14 protein-coding genes, 1 tRNA gene and 2 pseudogenes are annotated in these 14,576 nt (G+C 69.3%); 2 read left to right on the top strand and 15 right to left on the bottom strand.

Features of this window, described 5'->3' with window-relative positions:
* From ACWEN6_RS40555 to ACWEN6_RS40505, 11 genes and pseudogenes are all read right to left on the bottom strand, one after another.
* A pseudogene (locus ACWEN6_RS40555) lies at positions 1-764 on the bottom strand (DNA-directed RNA polymerase subunit beta); the annotation flags it as partial.
* Positions 765-1,219: 455 nt separating this feature from the next.
* Positions 1,220-1,720: a hypothetical protein gene (locus ACWEN6_RS40550; protein WP_452577498.1), complete on the bottom strand. Its 501-nt coding sequence runs from the start codon at positions 1,718-1,720 to the stop codon at positions 1,220-1,222.
* A gap of 65 nt (positions 1,721-1,785) precedes the next feature.
* Complete coding sequence (locus ACWEN6_RS40545; RefSeq protein ID WP_354853957.1) at positions 1,786-2,262, bottom strand: hypothetical protein; 477 nt, start codon at positions 2,260-2,262, stop codon at positions 1,786-1,788.
* 386 nt (positions 2,263-2,648) lie between these two features.
* A complete protein-coding gene (gene rplL / locus ACWEN6_RS40540) occupies positions 2,649-3,041 on the bottom strand; it encodes a 50S ribosomal protein L7/L12 (protein WP_354853954.1) in 393 nt (130 codons plus the stop codon).
* An 87-nt stretch (positions 3,042-3,128) separates the two neighbouring features.
* Positions 3,129-3,692, bottom strand: a complete 564-nt coding sequence (rplJ, locus tag ACWEN6_RS40535) for a 50S ribosomal protein L10 (protein WP_354853951.1) — start codon at positions 3,690-3,692, stop codon at positions 3,129-3,131.
* 298 nt (positions 3,693-3,990) lie between these two features.
* On the bottom strand, positions 3,991-4,857 hold the full coding sequence (locus ACWEN6_RS40530; protein ID WP_452577497.1) for an LppX_LprAFG lipoprotein: 867 nt from the start codon (positions 4,855-4,857) through the stop codon (positions 3,991-3,993).
* 269 nt (positions 4,858-5,126) lie between these two features.
* Positions 5,127-5,846 carry a 50S ribosomal protein L1 gene (rplA, locus tag ACWEN6_RS40525; RefSeq protein WP_354931874.1) on the bottom strand — a complete coding sequence of 240 codons (720 nt, stop codon included), beginning with the start codon at positions 5,844-5,846 and terminating at the stop codon, positions 5,127-5,129.
* An 83-nt stretch (positions 5,847-5,929) separates the two neighbouring features.
* The gene (rplK, locus tag ACWEN6_RS40520) at positions 5,930-6,361 is read right to left on the bottom strand and encodes a 50S ribosomal protein L11 (protein WP_354853944.1); all 432 of its coding nucleotides are present in this window, start codon (positions 6,359-6,361) and stop codon (positions 5,930-5,932) included.
* A gap of 183 nt (positions 6,362-6,544) precedes the next feature.
* Complete coding sequence (gene nusG / locus ACWEN6_RS40515) at positions 6,545-7,372, bottom strand: transcription termination/antitermination protein NusG (RefSeq protein ID WP_452577495.1); 828 nt, start codon at positions 7,370-7,372, stop codon at positions 6,545-6,547.
* Between the two features lie 135 nt (positions 7,373-7,507).
* Positions 7,508-7,765, bottom strand: coding sequence for a preprotein translocase subunit SecE (gene secE, locus ACWEN6_RS40510; RefSeq protein ID WP_354853938.1), 258 nt, complete (start codon positions 7,763-7,765; stop codon positions 7,508-7,510).
* Between the two features lie 74 nt (positions 7,766-7,839).
* A tRNA-Trp gene (locus ACWEN6_RS40505) sits at positions 7,840-7,912 on the bottom strand.
* 179 nt (positions 7,913-8,091) lie between these two features.
* Here ACWEN6_RS40505 and ACWEN6_RS40500 point away from each other — a divergent pair.
* Entirely contained in the window at positions 8,092-9,297 is a 1,206-nt protein-coding gene (locus tag ACWEN6_RS40500; protein WP_452577493.1) for a pyridoxal phosphate-dependent aminotransferase, read from the top strand.
* A gap of 64 nt (positions 9,298-9,361) precedes the next feature.
* On the opposite strand, the gene ACWEN6_RS40495 is transcribed toward ACWEN6_RS40500, so the two are convergent.
* Positions 9,362-10,315: a hypothetical protein gene (locus ACWEN6_RS40495; RefSeq protein ID WP_452577491.1), complete on the bottom strand. Its 954-nt coding sequence runs from the start codon at positions 10,313-10,315 to the stop codon at positions 9,362-9,364.
* Between the two features lie 20 nt (positions 10,316-10,335).
* Positions 10,336-10,836, bottom strand: a complete 501-nt coding sequence (locus ACWEN6_RS40490; RefSeq protein ID WP_452577489.1) for a SigE family RNA polymerase sigma factor — start codon at positions 10,834-10,836, stop codon at positions 10,336-10,338.
* A gap of 98 nt (positions 10,837-10,934) precedes the next feature.
* Between ACWEN6_RS40490 and ACWEN6_RS40485 the strand changes: the two genes are divergently transcribed.
* Positions 10,935-11,954, top strand: coding sequence for an adenosine deaminase (locus ACWEN6_RS40485; protein WP_452577487.1), 1,020 nt, complete (start codon positions 10,935-10,937; stop codon positions 11,952-11,954).
* Positions 11,955-12,100: 146 nt separating this feature from the next.
* On the opposite strand, the gene ACWEN6_RS40480 is transcribed toward ACWEN6_RS40485, so the two are convergent.
* Both ACWEN6_RS40480 and ACWEN6_RS40475 read right to left on the bottom strand, forming a co-directional pair.
* Positions 12,101-13,795 carry a hypothetical protein gene (locus ACWEN6_RS40480; protein ID WP_452577485.1) on the bottom strand — a complete coding sequence of 565 codons (1,695 nt, stop codon included), beginning with the start codon at positions 13,793-13,795 and terminating at the stop codon, positions 12,101-12,103.
* 26 nt (positions 13,796-13,821) lie between these two features.
* Positions 13,822-14,576 (bottom strand): annotated as a pseudogene (locus ACWEN6_RS40475) (hypothetical protein); the annotation flags it as partial.

Genomic DNA, 14,576 nt, shown 5'->3' with positions numbered 1-14,576 from the left:
TCGTCCTGGCCGGAGGTGTGGTCCTTCTCCAGGGTGGCGCGCATCGACTCGTACTGGCCGAACCGCTCGAGGATCTGGTCGTTGGTCCAGCCGAGGGCCTTCAGCAGGACGGTGACGGCCTGCTTGCGCTTGCGGTCGATGCGCACACCGACGCTGTCGCGCTTGTCGATCTCGAACTCGAGCCACGCACCGCGCGAGGGGATCACCTTGCAGCCGTACAGGTCCTTGTCGGAGGTCTTGTCGACCGAGCGGTCGAAGTAGACACCGGGGGACCGCACCAGCTGGGAGACCACGACACGCTCGGTGCCGTTGATGATGAAGGTGCCCTTGGAGGTCATGAGCGGGAAGTCGCCCATGAACACCGTCTGGCTCTTGATCTCACCGGTGGTGTTATTGATGAACTCCGCCGTGACGAACATCGGGGCGGAGAAGGTCATGTCCTTGTCTTTGCACTCATCGACGGAGTACTTGGGCGGCTCGAACCGGTGGTCGCGGAACGACAAGGACATCGTTCCGGAGAAGTCCTCAATGGGACTGATCTCCTCGAAGATCTCTTCGAGACCGGACTGGGCCGGAACGTCCTTGCGCCCGGCCTGGCGAGCCGCCTCGACCCGCGACCGCCATTTCTCGTTGCCGAGCAACCAGTCGAACGACTCGGTCTGCAGGGCGAGAAGATCGGGAACTTCGAGCGGCTCCTGAATGCGCGCGAAAGAGACGCGGCGGGGACCAGCGGGTACGGCGAAGGCGTTGCGCGAGGCTGCCAACAGATGTCCTTCCGAGGGCTCGCGGACTGACTACACGCACGCCAGACGACCATGCATCAAAGTTACCTAGAGAAGCGGGTCGTCAAAGGGCAGCGCAAAGGGGCAGTGTAGCCGATGGGCATACACCTGTCCACTCAGTCTCGCTCTGCGCACCCACACTGGACGCAGCATCGCCCGTCAGCGCCGAAACGTCAAGCCCGTAGACCCACATTCGAGGCGACCAAGCCCCGTCACGCTGGGTTTTCTCCCCTCTGGAGACGGAGCGGCCAGCCGGGTCCAGACGATACCCGCGCTGCGGATCGGCTAACGCTCAGTCACACGGAGGATCGAAGGCTTGCCGCCTCACGACACTGTCGTGCCCTTTGTCATGCCCAACCCGCGCGATGCTCAAACCCAAGCTTTACTAACGATTTAATAACGCGCCACGCCGCACGGCCGTCCCACCGCCGTGGATCTCAGCCGCCGGGGGCGTTGCCGATCAGCGTCGACAGCTCCGACACCAGCCAGTGCTCCTGGCCTCTGACCAGCACGAACCGGGCGCGATTGTGCAGGACCTGCCTCTGGGGCCGTTTCTCGCCCGGCACCAGCTTTGACGTTCCCATGTTCATGAACAGCAACACCTGAACCCGGTCGGGCGTCGCCGATTCCACCGCCGCGGCGACCACCGCCGCCTGCTGCACGGTCTGCTCGCGCCTGACCACAGGAGCCAGGACCCGCGTCAGCTCCCCATAGTGGGCGGCCAGGTCGCCGGTGGCGTACCCCTTGGCCCGGGCGAGGTCGGCCTCGATCGTGCGGTAGTCGTAGGACAGCATGTCCGGCGCGTAGGCCCGTGCGGCGGCGGTCGCGTCGGCCGCCGCCGACTCGCTGTCGCGCAACTCGCGCAGCCTCAGATAGGCGAGGGCCGTCAGGACGGCCAGAACGGCCGCCAGAAGGCCGAGCAGCGTGGCGGCGACCAAGAAACTCCACGACCGGGAGCGGGACGCCACGGCCCCCTCAGAGGACCTCAGGCCGCCCTCGGCGGTCACTCGACCGGCTCCAGGCTCGAGGCCGCCCAGCCCTGTCCCACCTTGCTCACCTCGATGTTCCAGCGGTAGAAGCGCTCCTGCGGGGCGGTCTTGACCTGGTCCCAGCGGATCACCGAGTCGGCCACGACCAGCACCCGCGCCGCGCTGCGCCGGTCGTTCATGGAGGCGAGCCCCGCGGCGCGCACGACGCCCGTCTGCACGGCCTTGTTCCGGCGGGTCGCCTCCTTCAGATTGCCGGCCTCCCGGGCGAACTGCTCGCGCGCCTGGCCCGTGGAGGTGTCCATCACCCGCTGGACGTCGCGGTCGATCGTGCGGTAGTCCACCGCCATGAGGTTCAGCGCGTACCGCTTGGCGGCCTGGACGGCGGCCAAGCGGTCGTGTGCCACCGCCCGCGCCTGGTCGAGGTCGTCGCCGACGCGCACCCACGCGGCGCCCAGCGCGGCGACGAGCGCGACCAGCGCCAGGAGCACCACAAGGCGCCTCCTGCGGGGGGAGCGAGCCGCGTGCAGCGCCACCTGTTCCCTCCGATCGCCCTGACCGGCGCCGCTCGGCGCCACGACGGCACGGACGCGCCGGACCCGGTGCCCGGCCGCCCGGCGGTTCGCCGGATCATAACCCGGTATCAAGATCCAGATGGGCGATCATCCTCTTTGCCCGTACAGGACGGGCCGGAAAGGTCCGCGGCAGGACGGAACGGGTCACCGGGACAGGAGGAAGGACCCGGACCGCCGCAAGTCCGCGCGGAAAACAGAAAGGGACGGACCACCCGGCACCAGGGTGGACCGCCCCTTCCTTGCAGAGCTTGAACGCTCGCGCGCGAGCTTTCAGACGCTCAGGTGGAGCTTCGAGACGCGTGAGGTCACTTGACGGTGACGGTGGCGCCGGCGCCCTCCAGGGCGGCCTTGGCCTTCTCAGCGGCTTCCTTGTTGACCTTCTCGAGCAGCGGCTTGGGAGCCCCGTCGACGAGGTCCTTGGCCTCCTTGAGGCCGAGGCTGGTGAGCGCGCGGACCTCCTTGATGACCTGGATCTTCTTGTCGCCGGCGGCCTCGAGGATGACGTCGAACTCGTCCTGCTCCTCGGCCTCCTCGGCGGCGGCGGCGCCACCACCGGCGCCGGGGGCGGCGGCCACGGCCACCGGAGCGGCGGCCTTGACGTCGAAGGTCTCCTCGAAGAGCTTCACGAAGTCGGACAGCTCAAGGAGGGTCATCTCCTTGAACGCGTCGAGCAGCTCGTCGGTGCTGAGCTTCGCCATGGGTGGTTCCTCCATATGAATTGCAAAACGTGAATCGGACCGCGGTATGCGCCGCAATCCCCTGCTTTGGTCGCTTCCGCGCCGGAACTACTCGGCGGCGTCCGCGGCGGCGTCCGCGCCGGCCTCCGTGCCGCCGGTCTCCCCGCGCTTCTCGCGCAGGGCCTCGACGAGCCGGGCCAGCTGGGTGGGCAGCGCGTTGAACGTGGCGGCGGCCTGAGACTGCTTCGCCTTCAGCGCGCCGGCCAGCTTCGCGAGCAGGATCTCGCGCGACTCGAGGTCGGCGAGCGTCGCGATCTCGGCCGGGGTCATCGACTTGCCGTCGACGACACCACCCTTGATGACCAGGAGGGGATTGGCCTTGGCGAAGTCACGCAGACCCTTGGCCGCCTCGACCACGTCGCCACTGACGAACGCGATCGCGGTCGGCCCCTGGAACAGATTGTCCAGGGAGGTGACCCCGGCCTCGTTGGCCGCGATCTTGGACAGCGTGTTCTTCGCCACGGCGAACTTCGCATTCCCACCGAGCGTGACGCGCAGCTGCTTGAGCTGCGCCACGGTGAGACCGCGGTACTCGGTCAGGACAGCGGCGCTGGAGCTCTCAAAGTGTTCTTTGAGCTCGGCAACCGCGGTCGCCTTTTCCGCCCTCGCCATGGGCCTCCTTCCAGATGTGCCACCGGCGAAGGGCCCAGGAGTCCGTAAATGAGAACAAGCCCCGGCGCAGGCGCACGGGGCTCACACACAGAGGTCACGCGGGAAAAGGATCCGCGCGAGCAGCCATATGGAAACTCACATCACACCTGCGCAGGCCATCCACCACAGTGGATCCTTGGGCCACCGAGCCATAACGGGCTCGGCGACGACCGGCGGTCTTCGGCGTTGAACACTGTACCCGGGCTTCGCGCTCCGCGCCAACTCGCGGAGGAGCGGCGCGGAGCGCGACCCGTGACGGTCAGCTTCCGGTGGTGCCGGCGGCGTCGGTCCCGTTGAGCCCGTTGAGGTTCTGCGGGAGGTCGCCCACCTGGTCGGCCGGGGGTGCGGTGACCTCCGCGGCCTGGTTGAAGGAGGTGAACGTGGACGTCAGCTTGAACACGCCGTCGCCGGCGCCGCCGTTCATCTCCACCTTGCGCGGGAGGCTCTGCGCGTCGATCCAGGTGTCGAACTTCATGTCCTTGACGTTGGTCAGCTGCCCCTGGACGCGCTTCTGCATCTCGGGCGACAGCAGCTTGACCGCCTCGGCCACGGTGAAGGTGCCCTTGTAGTGCGTGGTGTCGACGCCGCCGACGGTCTCGGAGCCGACCTTGGCGACGTCCTTGGAGCTGGTCAGCATGCGCACGCTGGTCTGCAGGTCGATCTGCTGGGCCTGGGACAGGAACTGGTCGACGTCCACGCCGGCGTTCTGCCCGGCCCTGGCCAGGTCGAGCTTGATCCACGGCTTGCTGCCGCCGACCAGCTTGTTGAGCATGTCGACCTTGATGTAGGCCGTCTGCCCGACGAGGATGACGCGCACGCCGCCGGGGATGTTCTGCCCGCGGACGTTGATGGTGTCCAGCGTCACGTCGGAGGCGAGCTGAGGCTTCTGGTGGACCACCATGGAGCCCTTGACCGACCCCGCGCCCTCGTTCGGGGCGCTGAAGTCCAGCGCGAGCTGGGCGTTGTAGGACGTCACGTCCTGGGCGCTCTCAGCGCTGTGCTGAAGGGACTCAGCCGCGGAGAGCTGAACCGCGCCGAGGGACTCGGCCGGCTGCTGCGATGCCTGACCACATGCCGATACCGCGAGGAGCATGGCCGAGCCCACGGCCGCGATCGCGGGTGTCATTCGCCGGTTCACTAGGTAACCCTTCTGTATCCCCCATAAGTAATTTTTACCCTACGTGCTGCCCCTACCCCGTGCGGCGGAGTATGTGCATCGATTACCGGCCCTGGAAGCGCGCGTGACGACAAAACGGGGGTTCACCTGCGAGGAAACCGACCGCGTAAAGAAGAAAGGCCCGCACTGTGTGCGGGCCTTTCTCAGGTGGTTCTCAGGTTGTGCCCGTCAGGCGGCGGCACGGTGCGCGCCGCTCGCCCGATGGCGCGAGGAGGACCTCAGGCGTCCAGCTCGGCGGTGATCCCCCGCGTCACGTTCGGGTCCACCGGGATGCCCGGGCCCATCGACGTGGAGAAGGTGACCTTCTTGAGGTAGCGCCCCTTGGCCGCGGACGGCTTGAGACGCACGATCTCGTCCAGCGCGGCGGCGTAGTTCTCCAGGAGCTGACGCTCGGGGAAGGACACCTTGCCGATGATGAAGTGGAGGTTCGCGTGCCGGTCGACACGGAACTCGATCTTGCCGCCCTTGATCTCGGTCACGGCCTTGGCCACCGCGGGGGTGACGGTGCCGGTCTTGGGGTTCGGCATGAGACCGCGCGGGCCGAGCACGCGGCCGAGGCGGCCGACCTTGCCCATGAGGTCGGGCGTGGCCACGACGGCGTCGAACTCGTTGAGGCGGTTGCCCTTGGCGATCTCTTCGATCAGCTCGTCGGCGCCGACGATGTCGGCGCCCGCGGCGCGGGCCTCCTCGGCACGGTCACCGGTGGCGAAGACCAGGACCCGGGCGGTCTTGCCGGTGCCGTGCGGGAGGTTGACGGTGCCGCGGACCATCTGGTCGGCCTTGCGGGGGTCGACGCCCAGCCGCAGGGCCACCTCGACGGTGGCGTCGAACTTGGTGACCGAGCTGGCCTTGGCGATCTTGGCGGCGTCGACCGGGCTGTACAGCGCCTCGTGGTCGATCTGCTCGGCCGCCTTGCGGTAGGTCTTGCTGCGCTTCACTGCTTCTCCTTCTGGAGCCCGTGGTGACGGGCCAGCGCGTGGCCCTCCCACTGTGTCTGTCGTGCCTCGAACCGCTGCGCGGGTCAGTCGGCGATGGTGATGCCCATCGACCGGGCGGTGCCGGCGATGATCTTCTCGGCCGCCTCGATGTCGTTGGCGTTGAGGTCGGGCATCTTCGTCTCGGCGATCTGGCGCAGCTGGTCCTTGGTGAGCTTGCCGACCTTGTCGCGGTGCGGGTTGGCGCTGGCCTTGTCGACGCCCGCGGCCTTCTTGATCAGCTCAGGCGCCGGCGGCGTCTTGGTGACGAAGGTGAAGCTGCGGTCTTCGAAGATGGTGATCTCGACGGGGATGATGTTGCCCCGCTGGGCCTCGGTCGCAGCGTTGTACTGCTTGACGAAGTCCATGATGTTGACGCCGTGGGGACCGAGGGCGGTACCGACGGGCGGCGCGGGCGTGGCCTGGCCAGCGGGAAGCTGGACCTTGACCAGAGCCGCGATCTTCTTCTTAGGAGGCATTGTCCTACTCCGGGTCCTGAACTCCTGTGAAACTCCCACAGGGCGTGGAAGCCCCCCGAGGGCAGGCGAGGGCCAGACGGCCGTGCTCCCTCGGGACCAACCCCGCGGCCGCTCGAACGGCCGGCCCGCGGGACGACTTATCAGTGTATGCGCGCTGCCAGATCGCCAGGACCTGGACGGGCGTCAGATCTTGGAGACCTGGTTGAACGACAGCTCGACCGGCGTCTCGCGACCGAAGATCGAGACCAGCACCTTGAGCTTCTGCGACTCGGCGCTGATCTCGCTGACCGTCGCGGGCAGCGTGGCGAAGGGGCCGTCCATGACGGTGACCGACTCGCCGACCTCGAAGTCGACGGTGGCGGCCGCGGCCTTGGCGGCGGTCGTCTTGGTCTGCTCGGTCGGCTCGGGCGCGAGCAACTTGGCGACCTCGTCCAGGCTCAGCGGGCTCGGCCGGTTGGACAGGCCCACGAAGCCGGTCACGCCGGGCGTGTTGCGCACCGCGGACCAGGACTCGTCGGTCAGCTCCATGCGCACCAGCACGTAGCCGGGGAGCACGCGCTCCTTGACCGGGGTGCGCTTGCCGCCCTTGATCTCGGTGACGGTGTGGACCGGCACCTCGACCTGGAAGAGGTAGTCCTCCATGTTGAGCGACTGGGTGCGGGTCTCGATGTTGGACTTCACGCGGTTCTCGTAACCGGCGTAGGAGTGGATGACGTACCACTCGCCGGGCAGGCCCCGCATGGAGCGCTTGAACTCTTCGACAGGGTCGACATCGGGAACGAGATCACCGTCTTCGTCAACGGCGCCGGCAGCGGCCTCGGCGGCCTCCGGGGCCTCGGCGGCCTCGCCGGACTCCTCCGCCTCGCTTGACTCGTCGGCATCACCGGACTCGTCGGCATCATCGGCGGCCTCAAGGGCCTCGCCGGACTGGTCGGTGATCTCGATCGCCTCTTCCGGCTCGCCCTCCCACTCCTCGTGGGATGCGCCAGCCGACAGTGGGGACTCGGACACGGTGACTCTTTCTTCTCTCGTCGATGATGTTGCGATCTTTGACGCCCCAAAGGACGTGCAGCCGCCCGTCAGCGGGGGGCCGCCGTTCAAGACGGCCACCGACCCGCCGGGGACGGCTGTCGCGCGGCGGCCGGCTCAGGCTCCGCCGAAGACCGCCAGCACACCCTGCGTGAGCAAGAAGTCTATCCCCGCCACGAGCCCGACCATGATCAAGACAAAGACGAGGACCACCGTGGTGTAAGAGATCAGATCCTTGCGCGTCGGCCAGATCACCTTGCGAAGCTCGGCGATGATCTGCCGGTAGAAAAGTGCGGGAGAGGTGCGCTTCTTAACGGTCTGGCCGGACGGCTTACTCGGCCTGTCGGCGGCCTCGCCGCGTGTGTCGATCGCCACAGTCCTCACCTGATCCGTCGTTCCTACGCAACTTTCGGCGGCATACACGCCATCGGTGCGCGGACCGCACTCCGCAGGGCACGAGGGACTCGAACCCCCAACCGCCGGTTTTGGAGACCGGTGCGCTACCAATTGCGCTAGTGCCCTCTGCCGTGAACCACCTTACCCCGAGCGGTCGGGGGTACGTCGCTCACTAGTTGCAGAAGTGTACGGGTGAATGCGCCTCACGTCGAACCAACTCGTGCGACACGTCATGACGGACACCGCTTGTCCACTTCACGGATATAGGGCGGCGGCGGTGGGAGACGTCTGGAACCATGGAAGGCATGACCCGTCCTCGCATCTCAGCGCGCATTTCCGCCATCTCAGAGTCCGCCACGCTGGCCGTCGACGCCAAGGCCAAGGCGATGAAGGCGGACGGCCGTCCGGTCATCGGGTTCGGAGCCGGCGAGCCGGACTTCCCGACGCCCGACTACATCGTCGAGGCGGCCGTCGAGGCGTGCCGGAACCCGCGGTTCCACAAGTACACGCCGGCCGGCGGTCTTCCTGAGCTCAAGCAGGCCATCGCCGACAAGACGCGGCGCGACTCCGGCTTCGAGGTCGACGCCTCGCAGGTGCTGGTCACCAACGGCGGCAAGCAGGCCGTCTACGAGGCGTTCGCCACGCTGCTCGACCCGGGCGACGAGGTGCTGGTGGTGGCCCCCTACTGGACGACCTACCCAGAGGCGATCAAGCTCGCGGGCGGCGTCCAGGTCGACGTGGTGACCGACGAGACCACCGGCTACCTCGCCTCGGTCGACCAGCTCGAGGCCGCACGCACCGAGCGCACCAAGGTCCTGCTGTTCGTGTCGCCGTCCAACCCGACCGGCGCGGTCTACTCCCCCGACCAGGTGGCCGAGATCGGCCGCTGGGCCGCGGAGCACGGCCTGTGGGTCGTCACCGACGAGATCTACGAGCACCTGGTGTACGGCGGGGTGGCCTTCACCAGCGTCGCCACCGCCGTCCCCGAGCTGCGCGACACCGTCGTGGTGCTCAACGGCGTCGCCAAGACCTACGCCATGACGGGCTGGCGCGTGGGCTGGATGATCGGCCCGAAGGACGTCGTGAAGGCCGCCACCAACCTGCAGTCGCACGCCACCTCCAACGTCTCCAACGTCGCGCAGGCGGCGGCCCTGACGGCGGTCTCGGGCGACCTGTCCGCCGTGGCGCGCATGCGCGAGGCGTTCGACCGGCGGCGGCAGACCATGGTGCGCATGCTCAACGAGATCCCCGGCGTCCTGTGCCCCGAGCCGTTCGGTGCGTTCTACGCATACCCGTCGGTCAAGGCCATCCTGGGCAAGGAGCTCCGCGGCCGGCGCCCGTCCACGTCCGCCGAGCTCGCCGAGCTGATCCTCGAGGAGGCCGAGGTCGCCCTGGTCCCCGGCGAGGCCTTCGGCACCCCCGGCTACTTCCGCCTGTCCTACGCCCTCGGCGACGACGACCTCGCGGAAGGCGTCAGCCGCCTCGCCAAGCTCCTGTCCGAGGCCCACTGAACGACGGCATGAGCGAGGCCCCGGGTTGGACGGCCCGGGGCCTCGGTCTGTTCCGAAGGGCCGGTCAGCCGGTGGGGCGGACCGCTTCGGCGATCTTCTTCAGCTCGCGTCCGGTGTGATCGGCGCCGAGCTTGCGGGCGTAGTCAGGGCTGATCATGGCCTCGGCCATCAGTCCCCGCCCTGGGGACCACAGGATGGTCGGAGTTCCGCCGTCGCCGGTGATCTCCGACGCCTCGCCCAGCGTGGCGATGACGGCCGCCGAGCCGTGGACGTTCACCCGCGTGGCCTTGGCGTCGGCCCGGTAGTCCTTCAGCTTGGACCGCTCACGCTTGGCCGCCGCGCCCTCGTAGATCACCATCTGGACCGAGTACTCGCCCGGCTGGAGGCCGGACTCGGCCCAGCTGGTCGTGTAACTGGTCGTGCCGAAACCGTTCTTGCCCGACCACTTACCCCATTGCAGACCTTCCGGCAGGTAACCGACGCGGACTCCGCCGAAGGCGCGGCCGTCGCCCAGGTCGCCGAGGTCCTGCGGCAGGCCGGACCGGTCGTCCTGGGACGGTTCCGCGGTCGCGGCGGACGGGGGCATCGTCGCGGTGTCCACCCCGTCCTCCGACGGGACGGAGGTCGGCGCCTGACTCGGATCACCGACAGCGGTCGGCTCCTGACTGGGATCGCCGAGAGCGGTCGGCGCCTGACTCGGGTCACCAAGCGCGGTCGGCGCCTGACTCGGGTCGCCGAGAGCGGTCGGCGTGTCCGAGGCCGGCGCGCCGGAGGATGCCACGGCCGGGCCGGCGGGGGCGGGGGCAGGGTTAGGGGCGAGGCCATGTCCCGAGGTGAGGGCGGTGTAGGCGGGGAAGGAGCCCGCCACCAGCACGGTGAGCGCGGCGGCGCCGGCCGTGCGGAACCGCGTGAGGTGCGCGCGGTGCCTGCGCCGCACCGCCTGGCCCATCATCGCCGGCGCGCGGACGTCCGCGACACGGGCGGACATGGCTTCCTTGAGCGCTTCTTCTATGTTCATGCCGAACCTTTCCTTCGCGTTCACACCGACGTCCCGTCCAGGACGCCCATGCGCGCCCGCATCCTGGCCAGGCCGCGTGCGGCCTGGCTCTTCACCGTCCCGGCCGAGCAGCCCAGCAGCGCGGCGGTCTCGGCCTCCGACAGGTCCTCCCAGTAGCGCAGGACCACGACCGCGCGCATGCGCGCCGGCAGGCGGCGCAGCTCGGCGAGCAGGGCGTCGCGCGTGTCGAGGTCCGGCTGCGGCGCCTCCGGCTCGGGAGGACGGGCGAAGGTGATCTCCTGGATCACCTTGCGCCGCCGTGCCCGGGAGATGGCCGCGTTCACCACGACCCGCCTGGCGTAGGACTCCGGGTTGTCGTGCCGGATCCTCGGCCAGTGCCGGTACACCCTCTCCAGCGCGCCCTGCGCCAGGTCCTCGGCGTCGTGGATCGACGCGCCGCAGACGAGGATGGCCGTGCGGAGCAGGGCGGTGCTCCGGGCGGCCAGGAATTCATCGAAGGCCGCTTCGTCTTCTTCCGTCATGGCGAGTCCCCTTTCGTCCTCCCCAACGCACCGACCCACCACGAGGTTGAGAGGAGGTGCGGGACCACCGCGCCGGCGCGGTACGGCAAGATATGGAAATGGCACGCCCGCTCGACGAACTTCCGAAGGCGCATCTTCACCTGCACTTCACCGGCTCCATGCGGCACTCCACCCTGCTGGAGCTCGCGCGCGACCACGGGGTCCACCTCCCCGACGCGCTCGTGGAGGACTGGCCGCCCAGGCTACGGGCCACCGATGAGCGCGGCTGGTTCCGGTTCCAGCGGCTGTACGACATAGCGCGTTCGGTGCTGCGCCGTGACCAGGACGTCTACCGGCTGCTGCGCGAGGCCGCCGAGGACGAGGCGGCCGAGGGGTCGCGCTGGCTGGAGATCCAGGTCGACCCCTCCGGGTACGCCCAGCGGTTCGGCGGGGTGACCGCGACGCTGGAACTGGTGCTCGACGCGGCGGCCAGGGCGTCGGAGTCCAGCAAGGTCGGCATCGGGGTGATCGTCGCCGCCAACCGCACGCGGCACCCGCTCGACGCCAAGACCCTCGCCCGGCTGGCCGGGCAGTACGCCGACAAGGGCGTGGTGGGCTTCGGGCTGTCCAACGACGAGCGCCGCGCCCGGGCCCGCGACTTCGACGGCGCGTTCCGCATCGCCAAGCGGGCCGGGCTGCTGGCCGTCCCGCACGGCGGTGAGCTGTTGGGCGCCGCGAGCGTCGCCGAGTGCGTGGACGACCTGGACGCCGACCGCATCGGCCACGGAATCCGGGCGGCCGAATCCCCGCGGCTGATGGAGCGCCTGGCCGACCGTCAGATCGCCTGCGAGGTGTGCCCCACCTCCAACGTCGGCCTCGGCGTCGCCCAGCGGGCCGGGGACGTCCCGGTGAAGCGGCTGTTCGACGCCGGGGTGCCGATCGCGCTCGGCGCCGACGACCCGCTGCTGTTCGGCGCGCGGCTGCTGCCGCAGTACGAGCTGGCGCGCGAGGTCTACGGCTTCAGCGACGCCGAGATCGCCGAGCTGGCCCGCCAGTCGATCCGGTCCTCCACGGCTCCGGACGGCCTCAAGAAGGAACTGATGACGTCCATCGACACCTGGCTGACCAGCCCGGCCTGAACGGTTCCCTGGCCGCGGTGATCCTCACACCAGGCACCCGCGGACATGCCACGGGCCCCGTCGCCGGGGCCCGTGGTCTTGTGCTGTTCAACTGTGGAGAGGGCGGTGTCTCGGGCTCGCCGGTCCGAGACACCGCTGCCCACGTGTCACTGGGAGTGGATGTAGACCTCGTCGAAGACCTCGGCGAGCTTGGTGAGGTCCTGGGTGATGCCCTTCTCGGGGTCGCTGGCGTCGAAGGTGATCGACAGCCGGCCGAGCCCCTTGCGGGCCTGCAGGGCCTTCCACATGGTGTTGGTCGTCAGGCCCTGGTCCAGCAGACGCCAGGTGGCGCCGTCCCACTCCTGGCGGTGGGTCCACAGCATCACCGTCTGCACGCCCGCCTGCAACGGCAGATCGACGCGCAGCTTGGCCGCGGCCTCGGCCTGCGCGGCGGTCAGCTTGTTGGCGCCGCTGTGCGCCAGGCCCACCTCACGGGCACCCACGTGCACCCGGGTGTCCCAGCCGCGCGCCCGCACGCCGATCCACTGGTTGCGCAGCGCCTTGTCCGGGGTGACCTTGTACTTGGCGTACTCGCTGGCGAACAGGCCGCTGGAGACGTTCACGTGGTCCACATCGCCGGTCAGCACGTACTTCTCGACGTTGGCCCGGCTGATCAGCGGGTACTTGGCGCGCAGCGCCGCCTGGCACGGCTCGTTGGCCCCGCAGCCCATCTCGGGCACCACCACGTCCACCGCGAGCTGCTTGCCCGCCGGGATCGCCGCGCGCAGAGCAGCCGAGCTCTCCTTGACGAACCTGCGCACGTCGTCGGCGTTCTTGAAGCCCCAGTAGCCGAGGTCCTGGGCGAACTTCACGCCCACCACACCCGGCCGGCTCGCCTGCGCCGCCATCGAGGCGACCGCCGCGTCGAACTGGTCCTTGCCGGCCGTCCACGCCGGGGCCAGCTCGCCCTCGATCCACACCCGCATGCCCAGCTTGATCGCCGTGGCCGCCGCCTTGCCGGTCGCGTCGTTCGGCGCGGCAAGCGGCGCCTTGGACGCCTTCGGCGTCGCGGACGGCCGCGCCTCGGTGGAGGGGTCGGGCTGCGGCGCGGTGGAGCGGTCGGGACGCGGCGCGGTCACGCTGGAGGTGGGCTCCGGCGCCACCGACTCCTGGTCCTGAGGCCCGTTGGAGGTCTCCACCTGCGGCGCCTGCTCACCGTTCGGATCGCTCTGCGTCTGCGGGTCGCTCTGCGTCTGTGTCTGCGGGTCGGTCTGTGTCTGGGCGTTCGGATCGTCCACCGGCTGCGCGTTCGGATCGGCCACGGTCGAGCTCGTGGGCCCGGGCGTCGCGCCCGAGGTGGTCTCACCGGAGGTCGTCGTCGGCGTGCCCGAAGCACTGCCGCCGCCGGAACAGTCGAACTCCCCGCCCTGACACGCCTTGGCCGGCGGCTTGGTCACGTTGCCGTCGGTGTCCTTGCAGACGTACTTGCCGGCGCTGTGGTCGTACTTGCACAGCACCTGGTCCTTGTCGGCACAGTCCTGCATGCCCGGACCCTTGTTGGTCTTGTCCATGCAGAACAGCACCGGCCCCGGATAGGGGACGGCCTCCTTGAGCTTCTCACCGTCGTTGCGGGCCCAGAAGCGGACGACGTCCAGCGCGTCCTTCGGTGTCTTGGCCATCCATCGGCAGTACATGTACTCGGGGGTGCCGCTGCCGAGGATGTCGTCACACTCGTTGTTGACCTGGTCGGTCGCCGCGGGCGCCGGATCGGCGAGGGCCATGCCCGTCGGAATGCCTACGGTCAGAGCCGCGATCACCGCGACCAGGACGATGATCCACTCGCGTTTGCGAAGTCGGGGCATGCGCGGTCTCCTCGTGCTCAGTCGGTTCAGCAGGGCTTCGTGTACGTGATGTTCACGCCGATGGTCCCGGAGCCTTTGGTGCCCTGGTTGTCGCCGGACCACTTGATGGACATGTAGGCCTCCTGCTGCTGGCCGCAGGTGCCCGACCCGCGGACGCTGAACCCGATCGAGGCGGTCTGCCCGCTGCCGGTGCTGCCCGAGCCGGGCGAGACCAGGATGTCCCGGCCGACGGCCTCCCAGGTGATCGAGCCGACCTGGGACCGGACGGTCACCGTGCCGTCACGGTCGCTGCCGACGTCCAGCGAGGTGGTCGAGGCGGTGAAGGCAGGAGGCGGCGGAGGCGGCGGCGGAGCCTGGGTGGTCTGCTTGGTCTGCGGCTGGGAGCTCTGCTTCGGCGTGGACTTCTGGGACGGCTTGGGCGACGAGGTGGTCTTCGGCGGGGGCGGTGGATCGCTGGGCCCGTCGTTCGTCGTCGGCGCGGAGGTCTTGTTCTTCGTCTTCGTGGGGCTCGCCGTGGGGCGGGAGCTGGTCGGCGGGGGCACCACCGGCACCGAGGACGTCGGGACGGCCGCGCCGGGGCGGTTCGCGGCGGGCCCGGTCGCGTGGGGGCTGCTCGCGGGCGCGGCGGTGCCGCCGGGCGGCGGAGGCGGCGGTGAGTCGACCAGGGGCGGCAAGGAGTCTCCGGCGGTGATGACGACCGTGCCGCCTGCGGCTTCGACGTCGACCGGTCCTCCGGTGCGGGCGGCGGGGGCGAAGATCAGCGACCAGACCACTCCGGCGG

It is taken from the genome of Sphaerisporangium sp. NPDC004334 (assembly GCF_053602655.1).
The sequence above is the reverse complement of the archived record's forward strand: the minus strand, read 5'-3'. Positions and strand labels throughout refer to the sequence as shown.